This window comes from Oceanobacillus sp. FSL W7-1309 (genome assembly GCF_038002145.1).
GTDB lineage: Bacteria > Bacillota > Bacilli > Bacillales > Amphibacillaceae > Oceanobacillus > Oceanobacillus profundus.
Genome location: NZ_JBBOBX010000002.1, coordinates 423,287 through 437,925 on the forward strand (window position 1 = coordinate 423,287; position 14,639 = coordinate 437,925).

General features: G+C 38.4%; 13 protein-coding genes. 11 read left to right on the forward strand and 2 right to left on the reverse strand.

The annotated features are described in order from the left end of the window. Positions 1–31: 31 nt before the first annotated feature. Positions 32–493, forward strand: coding sequence for a HicA family toxin-antitoxin system (locus tag NST46_RS14740; RefSeq protein WP_095308567.1), 462 nt, complete (start codon positions 32–34; stop codon positions 491–493). 61 nt (positions 494–554) lie between these two features. Here NST46_RS14740 and NST46_RS14745 read toward each other — a convergent pair whose 3' ends face one another. Next, complete coding sequence (locus tag NST46_RS14745) at positions 555–1,811, reverse strand: NCS2 family permease (protein WP_340001992.1); 1,257 nt, start codon at positions 1,809–1,811, stop codon at positions 555–557. A 197-nt stretch (positions 1,812–2,008) separates the two neighbouring features. Here NST46_RS14745 and sdaAB point away from each other — a divergent pair, with 197 nt between their 5' ends. The 9 genes from sdaAB (at position 2,009) to rnc (ending at position 10,266) form a co-directional block, all read left to right on the forward strand. Then, positions 2,009–2,671: an L-serine ammonia-lyase, iron-sulfur-dependent subunit beta gene (sdaAB, locus tag NST46_RS14750; protein WP_095308570.1), complete on the forward strand. Its 663-nt coding sequence runs from the start codon at positions 2,009–2,011 to the stop codon at positions 2,669–2,671. Positions 2,672–2,693: 22 nt separating this feature from the next. Continuing rightward, positions 2,694–3,569 (forward strand): L-serine ammonia-lyase, iron-sulfur-dependent, subunit alpha, encoded by an 876-nt coding sequence (gene sdaAA / locus NST46_RS14755; RefSeq protein WP_095308571.1) that lies wholly within the window; start codon positions 2,694–2,696, stop codon positions 3,567–3,569. Positions 3,570–3,599: 30 nt separating this feature from the next. Continuing rightward, entirely contained in the window at positions 3,600–5,633 is a 2,034-nt protein-coding gene (recG, locus tag NST46_RS14760) for an ATP-dependent DNA helicase RecG (protein ID WP_118888938.1), read from the forward strand. A gap of 142 nt (positions 5,634–5,775) precedes the next feature. Further along, on the forward strand, positions 5,776–6,357 hold the full coding sequence (gene fapR / locus NST46_RS14765; RefSeq protein WP_095308573.1) for a transcription factor FapR: 582 nt from the start codon (positions 5,776–5,778) through the stop codon (positions 6,355–6,357). Next, the gene (gene plsX, locus NST46_RS14770) at positions 6,354–7,352 is read left to right on the forward strand and encodes a phosphate acyltransferase PlsX (RefSeq protein ID WP_095308574.1); all 999 of its coding nucleotides are present in this window, start codon (positions 6,354–6,356) and stop codon (positions 7,350–7,352) included. Before fapR ends, plsX begins: the two co-directional genes overlap by 4 nt. 4 nt (positions 7,353–7,356) lie before the next feature. Beyond that, positions 7,357–8,295, forward strand: a complete 939-nt coding sequence (fabD, locus tag NST46_RS14775) for an ACP S-malonyltransferase (RefSeq protein ID WP_341137413.1) — start codon at positions 7,357–7,359, stop codon at positions 8,293–8,295. After that, positions 8,295–9,035, forward strand: coding sequence for a 3-oxoacyl-[acyl-carrier-protein] reductase (gene fabG / locus NST46_RS14780; RefSeq protein ID WP_095308577.1), 741 nt, complete (start codon positions 8,295–8,297; stop codon positions 9,033–9,035). The genes fabD and fabG overlap by 1 nt, the downstream gene beginning before the upstream one ends. A 208-nt stretch (positions 9,036–9,243) precedes the next feature. Then, positions 9,244–9,477 carry an acyl carrier protein gene (gene acpP / locus NST46_RS14785; RefSeq protein ID WP_095308578.1) on the forward strand — a complete coding sequence of 78 codons (234 nt, stop codon included), beginning with the start codon at positions 9,244–9,246 and terminating at the stop codon, positions 9,475–9,477. 102 nt (positions 9,478–9,579) lie between these two features. Continuing rightward, complete coding sequence (gene rnc / locus NST46_RS14790; protein ID WP_095308579.1) at positions 9,580–10,266, forward strand: ribonuclease III; 687 nt, start codon at positions 9,580–9,582, stop codon at positions 10,264–10,266. Between the two features lie 47 nt (positions 10,267–10,313). On the opposite strand, the gene NST46_RS14795 is transcribed toward rnc, so the two are convergent. After that, positions 10,314–10,535: a DUF1128 domain-containing protein gene (locus NST46_RS14795; RefSeq protein WP_095308580.1), complete on the reverse strand. Its 222-nt coding sequence runs from the start codon at positions 10,533–10,535 to the stop codon at positions 10,314–10,316. A 532-nt stretch (positions 10,536–11,067) separates the two neighbouring features. Between NST46_RS14795 and smc the strand changes: the two genes are divergently transcribed. After that, a complete protein-coding gene (smc, locus tag NST46_RS14800) occupies positions 11,068–14,634 on the forward strand; it encodes a chromosome segregation protein SMC (RefSeq protein WP_118888937.1) in 3,567 nt (1,188 codons plus the stop codon). Positions 14,635–14,639 lie beyond the last annotated feature (5 nt).

Here is a 14,639-nt window from a genome sequence, read left to right on the forward strand (position 1 = left end):
ATAGTAAGTAAAGAATCAATTCGAGGAGGCGTTGGCGCTGGTCGATAATTTTGAAGTTGAACAAATTTTTGAAGATCGCACGTATGAAAGACATCAATTCAAGTTAAAAGTGCATGGAAACCAATATGTTGGTAATTTCCATGATGGTGAAATTCAATGGCTTAATCCGCATCCACAACAGGATTTGGGAGATGCGTATTTGAAAGCTGTTGAATTAGAAGTGCATCGGCTTTTAGATGAGCATGGAGTAAAAGATGAAACAGATGACATTGAAGTAAAACCCCTGTTTGCTGATCAAACGCACGATGTGCATCAGTTTAAGCTGTCGATCCAAGGGAATGAATATAAAGGAATCTTTCGAGATGATGAGATCAGGTGGTTCCATCCAAAGCCAGAGAGGCATTTAAAAGATGAGCGAGTAGAAAAAGTAGAAGTGATGGTACAAGAAAAAATTCAGAAGCATATTGAAGAATCGAGAGATGATGCGAAATAGACAAAAACCGCCCCGACTTAGAGGATTTAGGCTAATCCATCTAGCATGCCGGGGCGGTTTTTTATATGCCTGTAATTTTCAAGATAAATTCAATGAAAAACAGGGAAGAAATAATAATTAACGGCTTTGTCAATTCCTTTTGTTTTCCTAAAGCTATTTTTACAATCGGATATGCAATAAAACCGAAGGCCATTCCATCTCCAATACTATAGGTGAATGGAATCATAACAACGATTAAGAGAGCTGGAATTGAATCGGCAATGTCATTTAATGGCAAGTGCTTAATATTTTGTGCCATTAAAAATCCAACAATTATTAAGATGGGACTAATGGCAGAATTTGGAACCATTGATATCCAAGGAATGATGAAAATGGTAGCCAAAAAGAAAATACCAGCTGTAATTGCTGCTCGACCTGTTTTTCCGCCAGAAGCTATCACCGCAGCATTTTCAGCGCCAGAAACCGTTGGCGAAGTGCCTAAAAAAGCGGATGTAACAGTTGAAAAAGCAGTAATTCGATATGCCTTATTATAGCTTTCATGGCGTTTTAGCATTCCAAGTTGTCCTGTTAAAATTCCCATATTTTCAAAGATAAGAATCAATGCTAATGGAAATACCGCCAACCAGAACGCAAAGTCTCCGATTGCTGTAAACGAAGGAATAAAAAGTAACTCATTGACATGTACCTGAACCGGCTCTACTTCCGGTTGCTGCAGACCGAAAACAGCAGCAAGTATCGTACCGATAATCATTGTAATTAAAAAGTTTGCAGGTACATTTTTTACGAAAAGAAATATGGCGATAAATAAGGTAAGTAGCCCAACGATTACAGGTGTTGATGTAAAGTCACCGATAGCGACAATTGTGCTACCACCACCAATTACGATTCCGCTTTTTTCCAAACCGATTAAAATTAAGAAAAAGCCGAGACCAACTGTAATTGCATGTGTCAAGGATTCTGGAATCGCATTTTTCAAAATAACGCCGATTTTTGTAAATGCTGTTATAAGAAAGATAAGAGCTGCTACAAGTACTACAGCAAGACCTTCTTGAAACGTAAAGTCGTTATTGTTTATAATCGAATAGGCAAAAAGAGCATTGATACCCATCCCAGGAATTAAAATTAACGGCAGCTTTCCAAAAAGCCCCATCATCATCGTGCCGACAAAGCTGGCCATGATGGTGGCAATCATCCCAGTTTCGAGTGAAATACCTGCTTCACTCAAAATGGAGCCATTGACTACAACAATATAAACAGTTGTAAAATACCCGATGATACCGGCGATTATTTCATTTTTTAATGAAATTTGTTGTTTCATTTGATTTCCTCTAACATTTTACTATCCCTCTCCCACCCGATATATAGAATTGTTATCCCGTTTGAGTCGATTGGTAATACATGGTTAGACTTCTACGAATAAACAATTGTTCTATAATCCACAAATGATTATTATAAACTTTTTTGTTATACTTTACAATAGAGCAAGAACTATGCAATGAAGAGGCGGTGAAATTCATGAAATATAATTCAGTGTTCGATATTATTGGTCCTGTCATGGTTGGACCATCCAGTTCGCATACGGCTGGAGCTGCTCGAATTGGAAAAGCTGCCCGTAATCTCTTTGGTAAGCAACCAACATGGGCGAAAATTTATTTGTATGAATCTTTTGCTAAGACATATAAAGGTCATGGTACAGATTTTGCATTAGCAGGCGGGCTTTTAGGATTAGAAACGGATGACCCGGAGATAAGCAAATCTTTAGATACGGCTAAAGAGAAAGGTCTTGAAATTGAGTTTATTGAGGACAGTGCCTCCGCAGACCATCCGAATACTGCCCGACTCGTTATTGGTGATGATTCCGAACAGTTGGAACTTGTCGGCATTTCTATTGGCGGCGGGAAAGTTGAAATTACAGAGCTGAATGGATTTGCACTCCGTTTATCTGGAAACCATCCAGCTATTTTAATCATGCATAGTGACCGATTTGGTGCAATTGCTTCCGTAACAAAAATCTTAGCAAAACACGAAATTAATATTGGTCATATGGAAGTAAACCGAAAAGATGTCGGAAAAGAGGCATTGATGGTAATTGAAGTTGATCAGAATGTGGAAGATACAATATTAAAAGAGTTGGAAAGTGCTGATCATATCATTCAGATATCAAAAATTGTCAGCTAATTTCCAGAAGGGGGTTAAAGCAATGTTTCGAACAGTAGCCGAATTGGTTGAAATAGCTGAGAAGGAAAATATTTTAATTTCTGAAGTGATGATCCGCCAGGAAATGGATGTACAAGAGAAATCACGTGATGACGTTTTTGCTGAAATGGAAAAAAACCTCCAGGTGATGGAGCGCGCAATTGATGATGCGCTAAAAGGTGTGGAATCAGTAACAGGACTGACTGGTGGCGATGCTGTCCGGATCCAAACGTATATGAAGGAAAAAACACCATTGTCAGGTCATTTGCTATTAGACGCAGTAAGTAAAGCAATGGGAACGAATGAAGTAAATGCAGCAATGGGAATCATCTGTGCAACACCAACTGCTGGCAGTGCTGGCTGTGTCCCAGGCACTCTATTCGCTGTGAAAAATCAGCTGAATCCAACCAGGGAACAAATGATTCGTTATTTATTTACGGCAGGTGCCTTTGGCTTTGTAGTAGCAAATAATGCTTTCATATCTGGAGCCGCTGGTGGCTGTCAGGCTGAGGTTGGTTCTGCTGGAGCAATGGCTTCAGCAGCTATAGTTGAGATGGCTGGTGGAACACCTCAGCAATCAGCAGAAGCTTTTGCAATAACGCTGAAAAATATGCTTGGGCTTGTTTGTGATCCGGTAGCAGGTCTTGTAGAGGTACCTTGTGTCAAACGAAATGCTGCAGGCTCGTCCTTGGCAATTGTTTCAGCTGATATGGCATTAGCTGGTGTTACAAGCAAAATACCATGTGATGAAGTAATTGGAGCAATGTACCGAATTGGTAAACAAATGCCATCGAGCTTGCGTGAAACAGGTGAAGGTGGATTGGCAGATACACCAACAGGGAGATTGCTGAAAGAAAAAATATTTGGAATATCGGTTTAGTGTAACCTTATATAGAAAGAGTGATTTACTGTGCTTAATGAGCCTGTAACACACGTTAAAGGTATCGGAGAGAAGGCAGCAGAAGATTTGGCATTATTAAAAATCTACACCATTGCAGATTTACTGCTGTATTTCCCATACCGCTACGATGTGTATGAAATTAAACCACTTAGTGAATTAATACATGACGATAAAGCAACGATTGAGGGGAGGGTGGTACATGATCCTTCCCTCACTTTTTTCGGTAAGCGAAAATCCCGACTCACGTTTACAGTCGAAGTAGAAGGTGTTGCGATCAAAGCTGTGATGTTTAATCGAGCATTTGCAAAGAAACAAATTCAGGCCGGTGACACAATTACATTAACAGGGAAATGGGATGCGCATCGCCTGCAAATTACGGTTAGTAATTATAAAAAAGGTAGTGCCGATGAACAGGCTGATGTACAACCAATGTATTCAGTAAAAGGTGATGTAACCAATTATAAATTAAAAAAGTATATGCAAGCAGCATTAACAGAGTATGGTGATGCAATTACAGAAATATTGCCGGCGAACCTTTTGGTTTCCTATAAGCTGCCAAGTCGTTCAGAAGCAGTTAAGACAATGCATTTTCCTGCTGATCGAATCGCATTAAAGCATGCACGTCGTCGTTTTACATATGAAGAGTTTCTCGTTTTTCAATTGAAAATGCAGCTATTACGTAAACTGAAACGCGAAGCAACTAAAGGAAATGCGCAACACTATGACGCAGAAAAAGTGAAAGCATTTATTTCTAGTTTCCCTTTTGAATTGACAGGAGCACAACAAAAATCTTTACACCAAATAATGGCAGACTTAAAGTCTCCATATCGAATGAACCGACTGTTGCAAGGGGATGTTGGCTCAGGGAAAACAGCCGTCGCAGCAATTGGTCTCTATGCCGCAATCACAGCAGAAAAACAGGGAGCATTAATGGTCCCGACTGAAATTCTAGCAGAACAGCACTTTCAATCCTTAACAGCATTATTTGGACAGCTAGCAAAAATTGCATTGTTAACAGGTTCGGTAAAAGGGAAAAAACGAAAAGAAATGCTGCAAGCCGTCCAAAATGGAGAAGTAGATATAGTGATAGGAACACACGCATTGATCCAAGATGATGTCTTCTTTCATGATTTAGGCTTTGTTATTGTCGATGAGCAACATCGGTTTGGTGTCGAGCAAAGGAGAACATTAAGGGACAAGGGATTAAATCCGGATGTGTTATTTATGACAGCAACTCCAATTCCGCGAACTTTAGCAATTACGGCATTTGGGGATATGGATGTTTCAATCATTGATGAGATGCCTGCTGGAAGAAAAGAAGTCGAAACCCTTTGGGCAAAGGAAAACACGTTTGAAAGAATCCTGGATTTTATTGCAAAACGTATCGCGGAAGGTGAGCAGGCATATGTCATTAGTCCGCTCATTGAGGAGTCTGACAAGCTTGATATTCAGAATGCAGTAGATTTATTTCACCAGCTCGAAGCATATTATCCAGAAGAAATAAATGTTGGATTAATGCATGGTAGATTATCAGCACAAGAAAAGGATAGTGTGATGAAGGAGTTTGCTGCCAATAATATTCAGGTGCTTGTTTCAACAACCGTAGTAGAAGTTGGCGTGAATGTGCCAAATGCGACCGTAATGGTCATTTACGATGCAGAACGATTTGGTTTGTCACAGCTACATCAGTTGCGAGGCCGAGTAGGACGAGGCAGTAAACAGAGCTATTGCATTTTAATTGCTGAACCAAAAGGTGAAGTTGGAAAAGAACGGATGCGAATTATGACAGAAACAACAAATGGCTTCGAACTATCTGAACAGGACCTTCAATTAAGAGGACCAGGTGATTTCTTTGGCAGAAAACAAAGCGGTGTTCCTGAATTTAAAGTAGCGGATATGATACATGATTATCGTGCCTTAGAAACTGCAAGGAACGATGCACAGGAAATCGTGGAAACAAATCAATTAGAAGAAAATAAAGAATATCGTGCGCTAAAGCATTATTTAGAGCGCGAGTTTTCGTTTGCGGATAAAATTGATTAAAAGTATGCTTGCATAAATAAAGTAGCTATTATATATTACTATTAGTACCAAGTCATAAACGAGTAGTTCTAAAAGTCCGGTTATCCTCATTTAGAACTCTTCAATAAAGTGAAAATATGATGAATGGTGGATGGTGCGGTCAATGAGAAAAACAAAAGTGGAACGTCAGCGACTGTTAAAAGAAAAAATAGAACAGACGCCTTTTATTACGGATGAACACTTAGCAAAAACGTTTCAAGTTAGTATTCAAACGATACGACTCGATCGAATGGAATTAGCTATTCCTGAATTAAGAGAACGAATTAAATATGTTGCGACGAATCAGTGGAATGAAACGGTTAAAGCTTTGTCATTAGACGAGGTTATTGGTGAAATTATTGATTTAGAGTTGGACAAGCGTGCGATCTCTATTCTCGATATTACATCTGATCTTGTTTTCTCAAGAAATAAAATTGCTAGGGGACATCATTTATTCGCGCAGGCAAATTCATTAGCTGTTGCAGTAATTAACGATGAGCTTGCACTTACTGCAAAGTCCGAAGTTAAATTCAGACGTCAAGTAATCGAAGGAGAACGTGTGATAGCTAAGGCGGCAGTGGAAGGTAAAGATGAAAAAAGCCGGACCATTGTTGCGGTCCATAGTTATGTTGATAATGAAAAAGTATTTTCCGGTGTATTTTATATGTACCAATCAAATGAAAATAAAGGGGAAAAAAATAAATGAGATTAGCAATTGACGCCATGGGCGGAGACAATGCGCCCAAAGAAGTTGTATTAGGTGCAATGGATGCTATTTCAGAAATTAAAAATCTGAATATCACCCTTTATGGTGACGAAAAACAAATAAAACCATTTTTAACAAATGATAAAAATATTGAAATTGTACATACGGACGAAGTCATTACTAGCGATGATGAGCCAGTTCGTGCAGTGCGTCGCAAAAAGAATTCCTCACTTGTATTAATGGCGAAGGCCGTAAAAGATGGCTATGCAGATGCATGTATTTCTGCTGGTAATACGGGAGCATTAATGAGTGCGGGATTATTTGTTGTCGGGAGAATACCTGGGATTGATCGGCCTGCATTAAGCCCTACATTGCCGACCGTTGATGGAAAGGGATTTCTAATGCTAGATGTTGGGGCAAATGTGGATGCAAAGCCTGATCACTTAGTACAATATGCAATTATGGGATCCATCTATTCTGAAAAGGTACGACAAATTCAAAATCCAACTGTTGGTTTACTAAATGTTGGTACAGAAGATGGAAAAGGGAACGATCTAACGAAAAAAACGTTTGAATTGCTCGAAAAGGCACCTATAAATTTTATTGGAAATGTCGAAGCGCGTGATATATTAAATCATGCTGCTGATGTAGTTGTTACAGATGGGTTTAGTGGTAATGTCGCATTAAAAACGATTGAGGGAACTGCTCAAACTATTTTTACGTTATTAAAAGAAACCTTTATGGCTTCAGCAAAAACGAAAATTGCCGCAGCACTAGCGAAAAATGATTTACGTGGGCTCAAAGATAAACTGGATTATTCAGAGTATGGTGGTGCTGGTCTATTTGGACTCGCAGCTCCTGTTATTAAGGCTCATGGTTCATCGAATAGTAGAGCAATTTTAAGTGCCATTAAACAAGCTAGCTATATGGTGGAAAATGATGTAACAAATACAATTAAAACAACAGTTGAATCAATTGAATCAGAAAAGGAGTGATTGAATGAAGCGCGTAGCTTTAATGTTTCCTGGTCAGGGCTCACAGGCTGTTGGAATGGGAAAGGAATTCTATGATGAATTTCCACAAGTTAGAGAGCTGTTTCAGAAAGCAAATGATGTATTAGGTAAGGATATAAAGGAAATTATATTTGAAGGTCCTGCAGAAGTGCTGACAGAGACAGAAAACACACAACCAGCATTACTATTAACCAGCATTGCGATCCATCAATTACTCGAGCAGGAAAAGGTCGAAGCAGTGATGACAGTCGGCCATAGTCTTGGGGAATACAGTGCACTAGTTGCTGCAGGAGCATTAACTGTTGAAGATGCATTGCCGCTTGTTGGTGTTCGTGGCAAGTTAATGGAAGAAGCCTTCCCAAAAGGACAAGGTACAATGGCAGCAGTTCTTGGGCTTTCGGAAGCAGAGATTACAGAAGTCTTGTCTGGTATAACAGATGAAATAGCGGATATTGCTAACTTAAATTGTCCTGGACAAGTTGTTATTTCTGGTTCGCAAAAAGGAATTGAGCTTGCTTCTGATCTATTAAAAGAAAAAGGAGCAAAACGTGTCCTGCCGTTAAATGTGAGCGGGCCATTCCATTCTCGATTAATGAAATCTGCGAACGAAGAATTTGCAGGATATTTGGATAAAACACCAATTAAAGATGCTATAATTCCGGTTTTTGCCAATGTTTCAGCAGAGGCTGTAACAGATGAAGCAGCGATTAAGGATTTACTTCTTAAACAATTGTATTCACCAGTTCGATTTGAAGAATCCATTAACCATATGATTGACCAAGGTGTTGACGCATTTGTTGAAGTAGGTAACGGAAAAGTTCTTTCTGGCTTGCTGCGGAAAATTGATAAAAAGGTGAAGACATTTGCGGTTCAGGATTTGAAATCAATGAACGAGTTTATTTCGTGGTATAGGGAGGATGCATAATGTTAAAAGGGAAAAATGCGTTAGTAACAGGTGCATCTCGTGGAATTGGAAGAGCAATTGCATTAGAGCTTGCGCGTCAAGGTGCAAATGTTGCGATTAATTACGCTGGTAGTGAGCAGAAAGCACAAGCAGTTGTAGAAGAAGTTGAACGGCTAGGCGTAAAGGCCTTTAAAATACAAGCTGATGTTGCGGATGAAACTAGTGTAAAAGCTATGGTTAAAGAAGTTGTGACACAATTTGGCAGCTTGGACATCTTAGTCAATAACGCTGGTGTTACAAGGGATAATTTGTTAATGCGCATGAAAGAAGAAGAATTTGATCAAGTTATAAATACAAATTTAAAAGGTGTGTTTATTTGTACGAAAGCTGTTACAAGACAAATGATGAAGCAGCGGGCAGGTAGAATTATTAATGTAGCTTCTATAGTAGGAGTTAGTGGAAATCCTGGACAAGCAAACTATGTTGCTGCAAAAGCAGGAGTTATTGGACTTACAAAAACATCTGCCAAAGAGCTAGCAACACGGAATATTTTAGTAAATGCAGTTGCACCAGGGTTTATTGCAACAGATATGACAGACGAACTAAATGAAGAACAAAAAGCAGCAATCTTAGGAGTGATTCCTTTAGAAAAACTGGGATCACCAGAAGACGTTGCAAAAGTCGTGCGATTCCTAGCCTCCGATGACGCCAACTACATCACCGGCCAAACCATCCACATTGATGGCGGAATGGTAATGTAATTTAGTTGCAAAGGCTGTATATAAAGAAACTAGGAACCAATGTGCAATGAAGGATTTTGCGTATACCTGCTACGAAACATACAACGCTTTGCGGGTGTATACCTTTTATGAATAAAAGGGTTAAATGTGTAGGTGGTTGTTTTAATTCGGTTCCTGCTAGAATTTCTTATCCATATATTTTATACTACTTGAAGGGAGGTGAAGTAAAATGGCAGACGTATTTGATCGTGTTAAAGCTATTATCGTTGACCGTCTTGATGTTGAAGAGTCTAAAATTACAATGGAAGCCTCTTTTAAAGAAGATTTAGAAGCTGATTCACTAGATGTAGTAGAACTTGTAATGGAACTAGAAGATGAATTTGACATGGAAATTGCTGACGAAGATGCTGAAAAAATAAATACAGTGGGTGATGCTGTAAACTACATAAACAGCAAAGCTTAAGCAAATTACTCAAGCAATTACGCTTGTTCGTAATATGAACAGAAAGTCTCGCTCTTCATGCGGGACTTTCTGTATCTATATTAAAAAATGGAGGTGAAAATAATGAACGTAGAACAATTAGAAAAAGAGCTTAATCTTACATTCAATAACCATAACCTGATAAAACAGGCTTTTACACATTCATCGTATGTGAATGAGCATCGAAATGTCGTTTTTTCGGATAATGAACGACTTGAATTTCTTGGCGATGCAGTTCTAGAATTAGGTGTTTCACAATACTTATATCGAAAAAATAAAGAGATGCCAGAAGGTGAAATGACGAAACTACGTGCTGCAATTGTTTGTGAACCATCTTTAGTAAATTTTGCTCAAGAATTAAACTTTGGTAAGTATTTATTACTCGGTAAAGGTGAAGAACAAACGGGTGGGAGAGATAGACCTGCTATTTTGGCTGATGTATTTGAAGCTTTCCTTGGCTCACTTTATTTAGATCAAGGATTTGATGAAGCGATCAATTTTTTAGAAGTTCATGTATTTCCTAAAATCAAAAAAGGTGCTTTTTCGCATGCGATGGATTATAAAAGTCAACTGCAAGAGTTAGTACAGCAAAACAAAAACCAAACCATTGAATACAAAATTATAGATGAGAAGGGACCTTCCCATAATAAGGAATTTGTTGCCCAGGTTGTTATAAAAGGGAAAAATGCTGGGGAAGGAATTGGGAGAACCAAAAAAGAAGCAGAACAACGTGCAGCAAAATATGCGCTTGATTCATTTATTCCACATTAATTAAGAAAGGCTGTTATCCATCAGGTGGACACAGCCTTTTGCATTATTTATTTCCGAATTAATGAAAGTTCCTCTATAAATGCCTGTGTTTCAGATGCACTTAGTCTTCCTTTTTGATTAACCATATCATACATAAATTTTAAATCATCGTATTTTTCAAGATCGTAATCCTCTGGATCCATGATTGTCCGATTAACAACCTGCAATTTATCTGCTAAATCCTCCAGCAATATTTTCATATTTTCTACAGATGCGACTTCTAAACTCATTTTATCCTCCTTTTTTGCAAAACACTTGCGATTCGTTGAAGCCTGAAACAGTTCTGCACTTCTTTTGTTAATAAGTTTATGATAAAATAAATAAGTTAAAAAGCCAAACTATTTTTTTGTTAAGCAATTTCAAATGGAATATAACAACAATGAGAAGCAGGAAGCAGAGGATCTCATTTAAAATAATACTTAAAGTGCGTGTTCAAAAGGAAGATGAAAAGGACCGAGGTAGGCTAAAGCCGAAACGTTCTGGGGCTGCGATTACTTGTCCCACTGAAAAGCTTTGGTGCAAAGCCGACACTAGCACGCCCTTGGCGTCGAAGTTCAAGACGGCAAAGCTCCCCGTACCAGGCTTCCACAGGATATGGTGGCTTCGACTTTCGACACAGGATGGGTCGGTTTTTAGTCGAAGGTCCTTGTTCTCGATGTATGATTTTCACCGGACTTTTAGAACAACTTCTTAAAAATAAAAAAAAGAAATATAGCAAGGAACTAAGGGGAATAGGGTTCTTTTGGAATTAGGAGAATGTATATGTATTTAAAACGATTGGAAAGTGTGGGCTTCAAATCATTTGCAGAACGGATCAATGTGGAATTTGTGCCAGGAGTAACAGCTGTGGTTGGTCCGAATGGAAGCGGGAAAAGTAACATTACCGACGCAATTCGTTGGGTGCTCGGTGAACAATCAGCTAAATCATTACGTGGCTCCAAAATGGAAGATATCATATTCCAGGGCAGTGAATCAAGAAAAGCATTAAATGTCGCTGAAGTTACACTCGTACTCGATAATCAAGATAAACGAGTGCCACTTGATTATGAAGAAATTAGTGTTACACGTCGAGTTTATCGTTCTGGTGATAGTGAGTTCTATATTAATAAGCAGTCATGCCGATTAAAGGATATTATTGATCTTTTCATGGATTCTGGTCTTGGAAGAGAAGCTTTCTCCATTATAAGCCAAGGAAAAGTCGAAGAAATCCTTAGCTCAAAAGCTGAGGAAAGACGAACGATTTTTGAAGAAGCTGCAGGAGTACTGAAATACAAACAGCGCAAGAAAAAAGCGGAATATAAATTAGCGGAAACCCAGGAAAATCTTAATCGGGTTGAAGATATTATCCACGAGATTGAACAGCAGATTAATCCGTTGAAGCAACAGGCTGAAACAGCTGAGAAGTATATAGAGCTAAAAGAAATGCTTAAAGAAAAGGAAATTTCCTATCTATTATCTGAAATTGAACAGCTGCACCAGCAATGGAAAACACAATTAAAGGAGCTTGAGGAAGAAAAGTTATCCGAAAGTGCCCTTAAGTCTATGATCCAAAAAAAGGAAGATGAAATCGAGAACCAGAATAAAGCAATTCAGCATCTGGATGAAAAAATAGAGGAAATGCAAGAAAATCTATTAATTGCTACTGAGCAGCTTGAAAAGTACGAAGGCAAAAAACAACTGCTGGATGAAAGATCGAAGCATTTTGGTGAAAATAAGCATAAATTAGAAATGCAGAAAAAAGAAAGCAATACGAGAATTGCTGCGTTAGAGGATGAGCTGGCAAAAGAAAGGAAGCTACTTGTACAATTGCAGCATGATCGAAAAAAATATAAAGAACAAGCAAACGAGCTAGAAGCTAAATTAAACACAAGTAAAGAAAGTATTTCAGAGCAAATTGAAGATTTAAAATCGGATTATATTGAATTACTTAACAAGCAAGCAGCGAAAAGGAATGAAAAGCAATCTGTCGCCCAGCAATTACACCAGATAAATGGAAAAAAGGAAAAACAGTCAAATAAATTTCAAAGTCTAATTGAGCAAAGAGAGCAATTGACGGAAGAGAAGAATCGATTAGAAGCAAGCTATAGAGCGAGAGAATCTGGCTTTTCAGCAATCGAATCCGATGTCAAGCAATTAAAATTGAACTTAGAAACCGAGCGAAGCCTTTTTCAAGAATCGCAAACAAAACTATACCAAGGCTATCAATATATAGAAAAATTAAAATCAAAAAAAGAAATGCTGGAAGAAATGAAAGAAGACTTTCAGGGGTTTTTCCATGGGGTTAAAGCAATTTTGAAGGCTCGTGAAGAAAAGAAGCTGGAGAATATTTACGGTGCCGTAATCGAATTGATTGATGTTCCGAAAAAATTTATTACAGCAATTGAAACTGCTCTTGGTGGGCAAGCACAGCATATTGTTGTAACAGATGATATGGCAGCAAGAAGGGCAATCGCTTGGTTGAAGCAAACAAATAATGGAAGAGCAACCTTTTTACCGCTTGGTTCTATCCAGGAACGTTTTATTACGCAAGATATGTTAGCGAAAATGGAAGGTCATCCAGGCTTCCACGGAATAGCATCAAAACTCGTACATACAAACGCTACTTACCAGAAGGCAGTTAATCATTTAATGGGACATGTTATTATTGCTGAAAAATTAAAGGATGCAAATGAAATTGCTGCACTCGTTAACCGTCGATTTCGCGTTGTTACACTTGATGGGGATGTCGTAAATCCTGGAGGTTCCATGTCTGGTGGAGCTCAAAAGAAAACGAATCAGTCGCTATTTACAAGAGAAAAGGATTTGCAAGAAGTAACCGAAAAAATCGAAGGATTCCAGCAGAAAATATTTCAATTTGAATCAATTGTCGGGCGTAAGAAGCAATTGATTAAGCAGCTGGAAAATGATCTAAGAACGAAAGAGAGCACGATTTCTTCGGAGCAAAATGCACTACAAGAATTACACTCGGAGTGGAAACAAGTAGAGATGAGACTTTCTTCTATTAACGATAGCCTGTCAATCTATGATCAGGACAAGCAGCAGTTTGTTCAAGATAGTAAAGAACTTACTAAACGAGAGGAAAGTTTAACAGAAGAATTAACTGCACTTAAAGTACAGTTGGATTCCATTCAACAGAAAATCGACTCGCTTACGAATGAAGAAGCTGCATTTAAAGAGAATAAAAAAATGCTGCAGGATAATCTGCATCAATTACAAATCCAACTTGCTGAACAAGAAGAAAGAGTGAAGTATCAGCGCGAAAAAACAAATTCAACTGGTGAGCAATTAGATAAACTAAAAGAGCAGCATCATAACTATGCGAAGGAATTGAGCAATTTATTAGAAATTGAACAATCGAAAGAAACAGAAGAAGAGGTGGCGGCACGGATTGCGGCTGCTAAGCAAGAGAAGGAAATGTTAACGAATGAAATTCATCAGAAACGTACTGAAAGAGCACAACAAACACAGTATGTTCTAGATGAGGAAAAAGAACGGAAAGAAAAAAGTAACAGGCTTCAAATACTGCAACAATCCATTCAGCAAAAAGAAGTTCGTGCAGGTCGCCTTGATGTTGAACTCGAAAACCGATTGAATCATCTACAGACGGAATATACCATCACATACGAGAAGGCAAAACAGCAGTATCAGAAGGCAGAAAATATGATAGAAGCAAAAACAATCGTTAGTGAGTTGAAATTACAAATAGATCGTCTTGGAACCGTTAATCTTGGTGCTATTGAAGAATACGAACGGATATCGGAGCGCTACACTTTCCTGTCTGAACAGCAAAATGACCTTGTCGAAGCAAAAGAAACACTTTATACCGTTATTGATGAAATGGATGAAGAAATGAAAAAGCGGTTTGATGAAACATTTAACAAGATAAAAGATGAATTTCATGATGTATTCAAACAGTTATTTGGTGGCGGCTATGCTGAACTGAAATTAACCAATCCGAAAAATTTATTGGATACAGGTGTTGATATCATCGCACAGCCACCAGGGAAAAAACTGCAGCATTTAGGCTTGCTATCTGGTGGAGAACGTGCACTTACGGCAATTGCTCTACTATTTGCTATTTTAAGGGTAAGGCCAGTTCCATTTTGTATTCTTGACGAGGTTGAAGCAGCGCTTGATGAAGCAAATGTTGCCCGTTTTGCGAAATATGTTAAATTATACAGTGATAACACACAATTTATTGTGATTACACACCGAAAAGGTACAATGGAAGAAGCGGATGTGTTATATGGTGTTACGATGCAAGAATCAGGTGTGTCACGGCTTGTCTCGGTTCGATTAGAGGAGACGAAAGAATTAATAAATTCTTAGGAGGG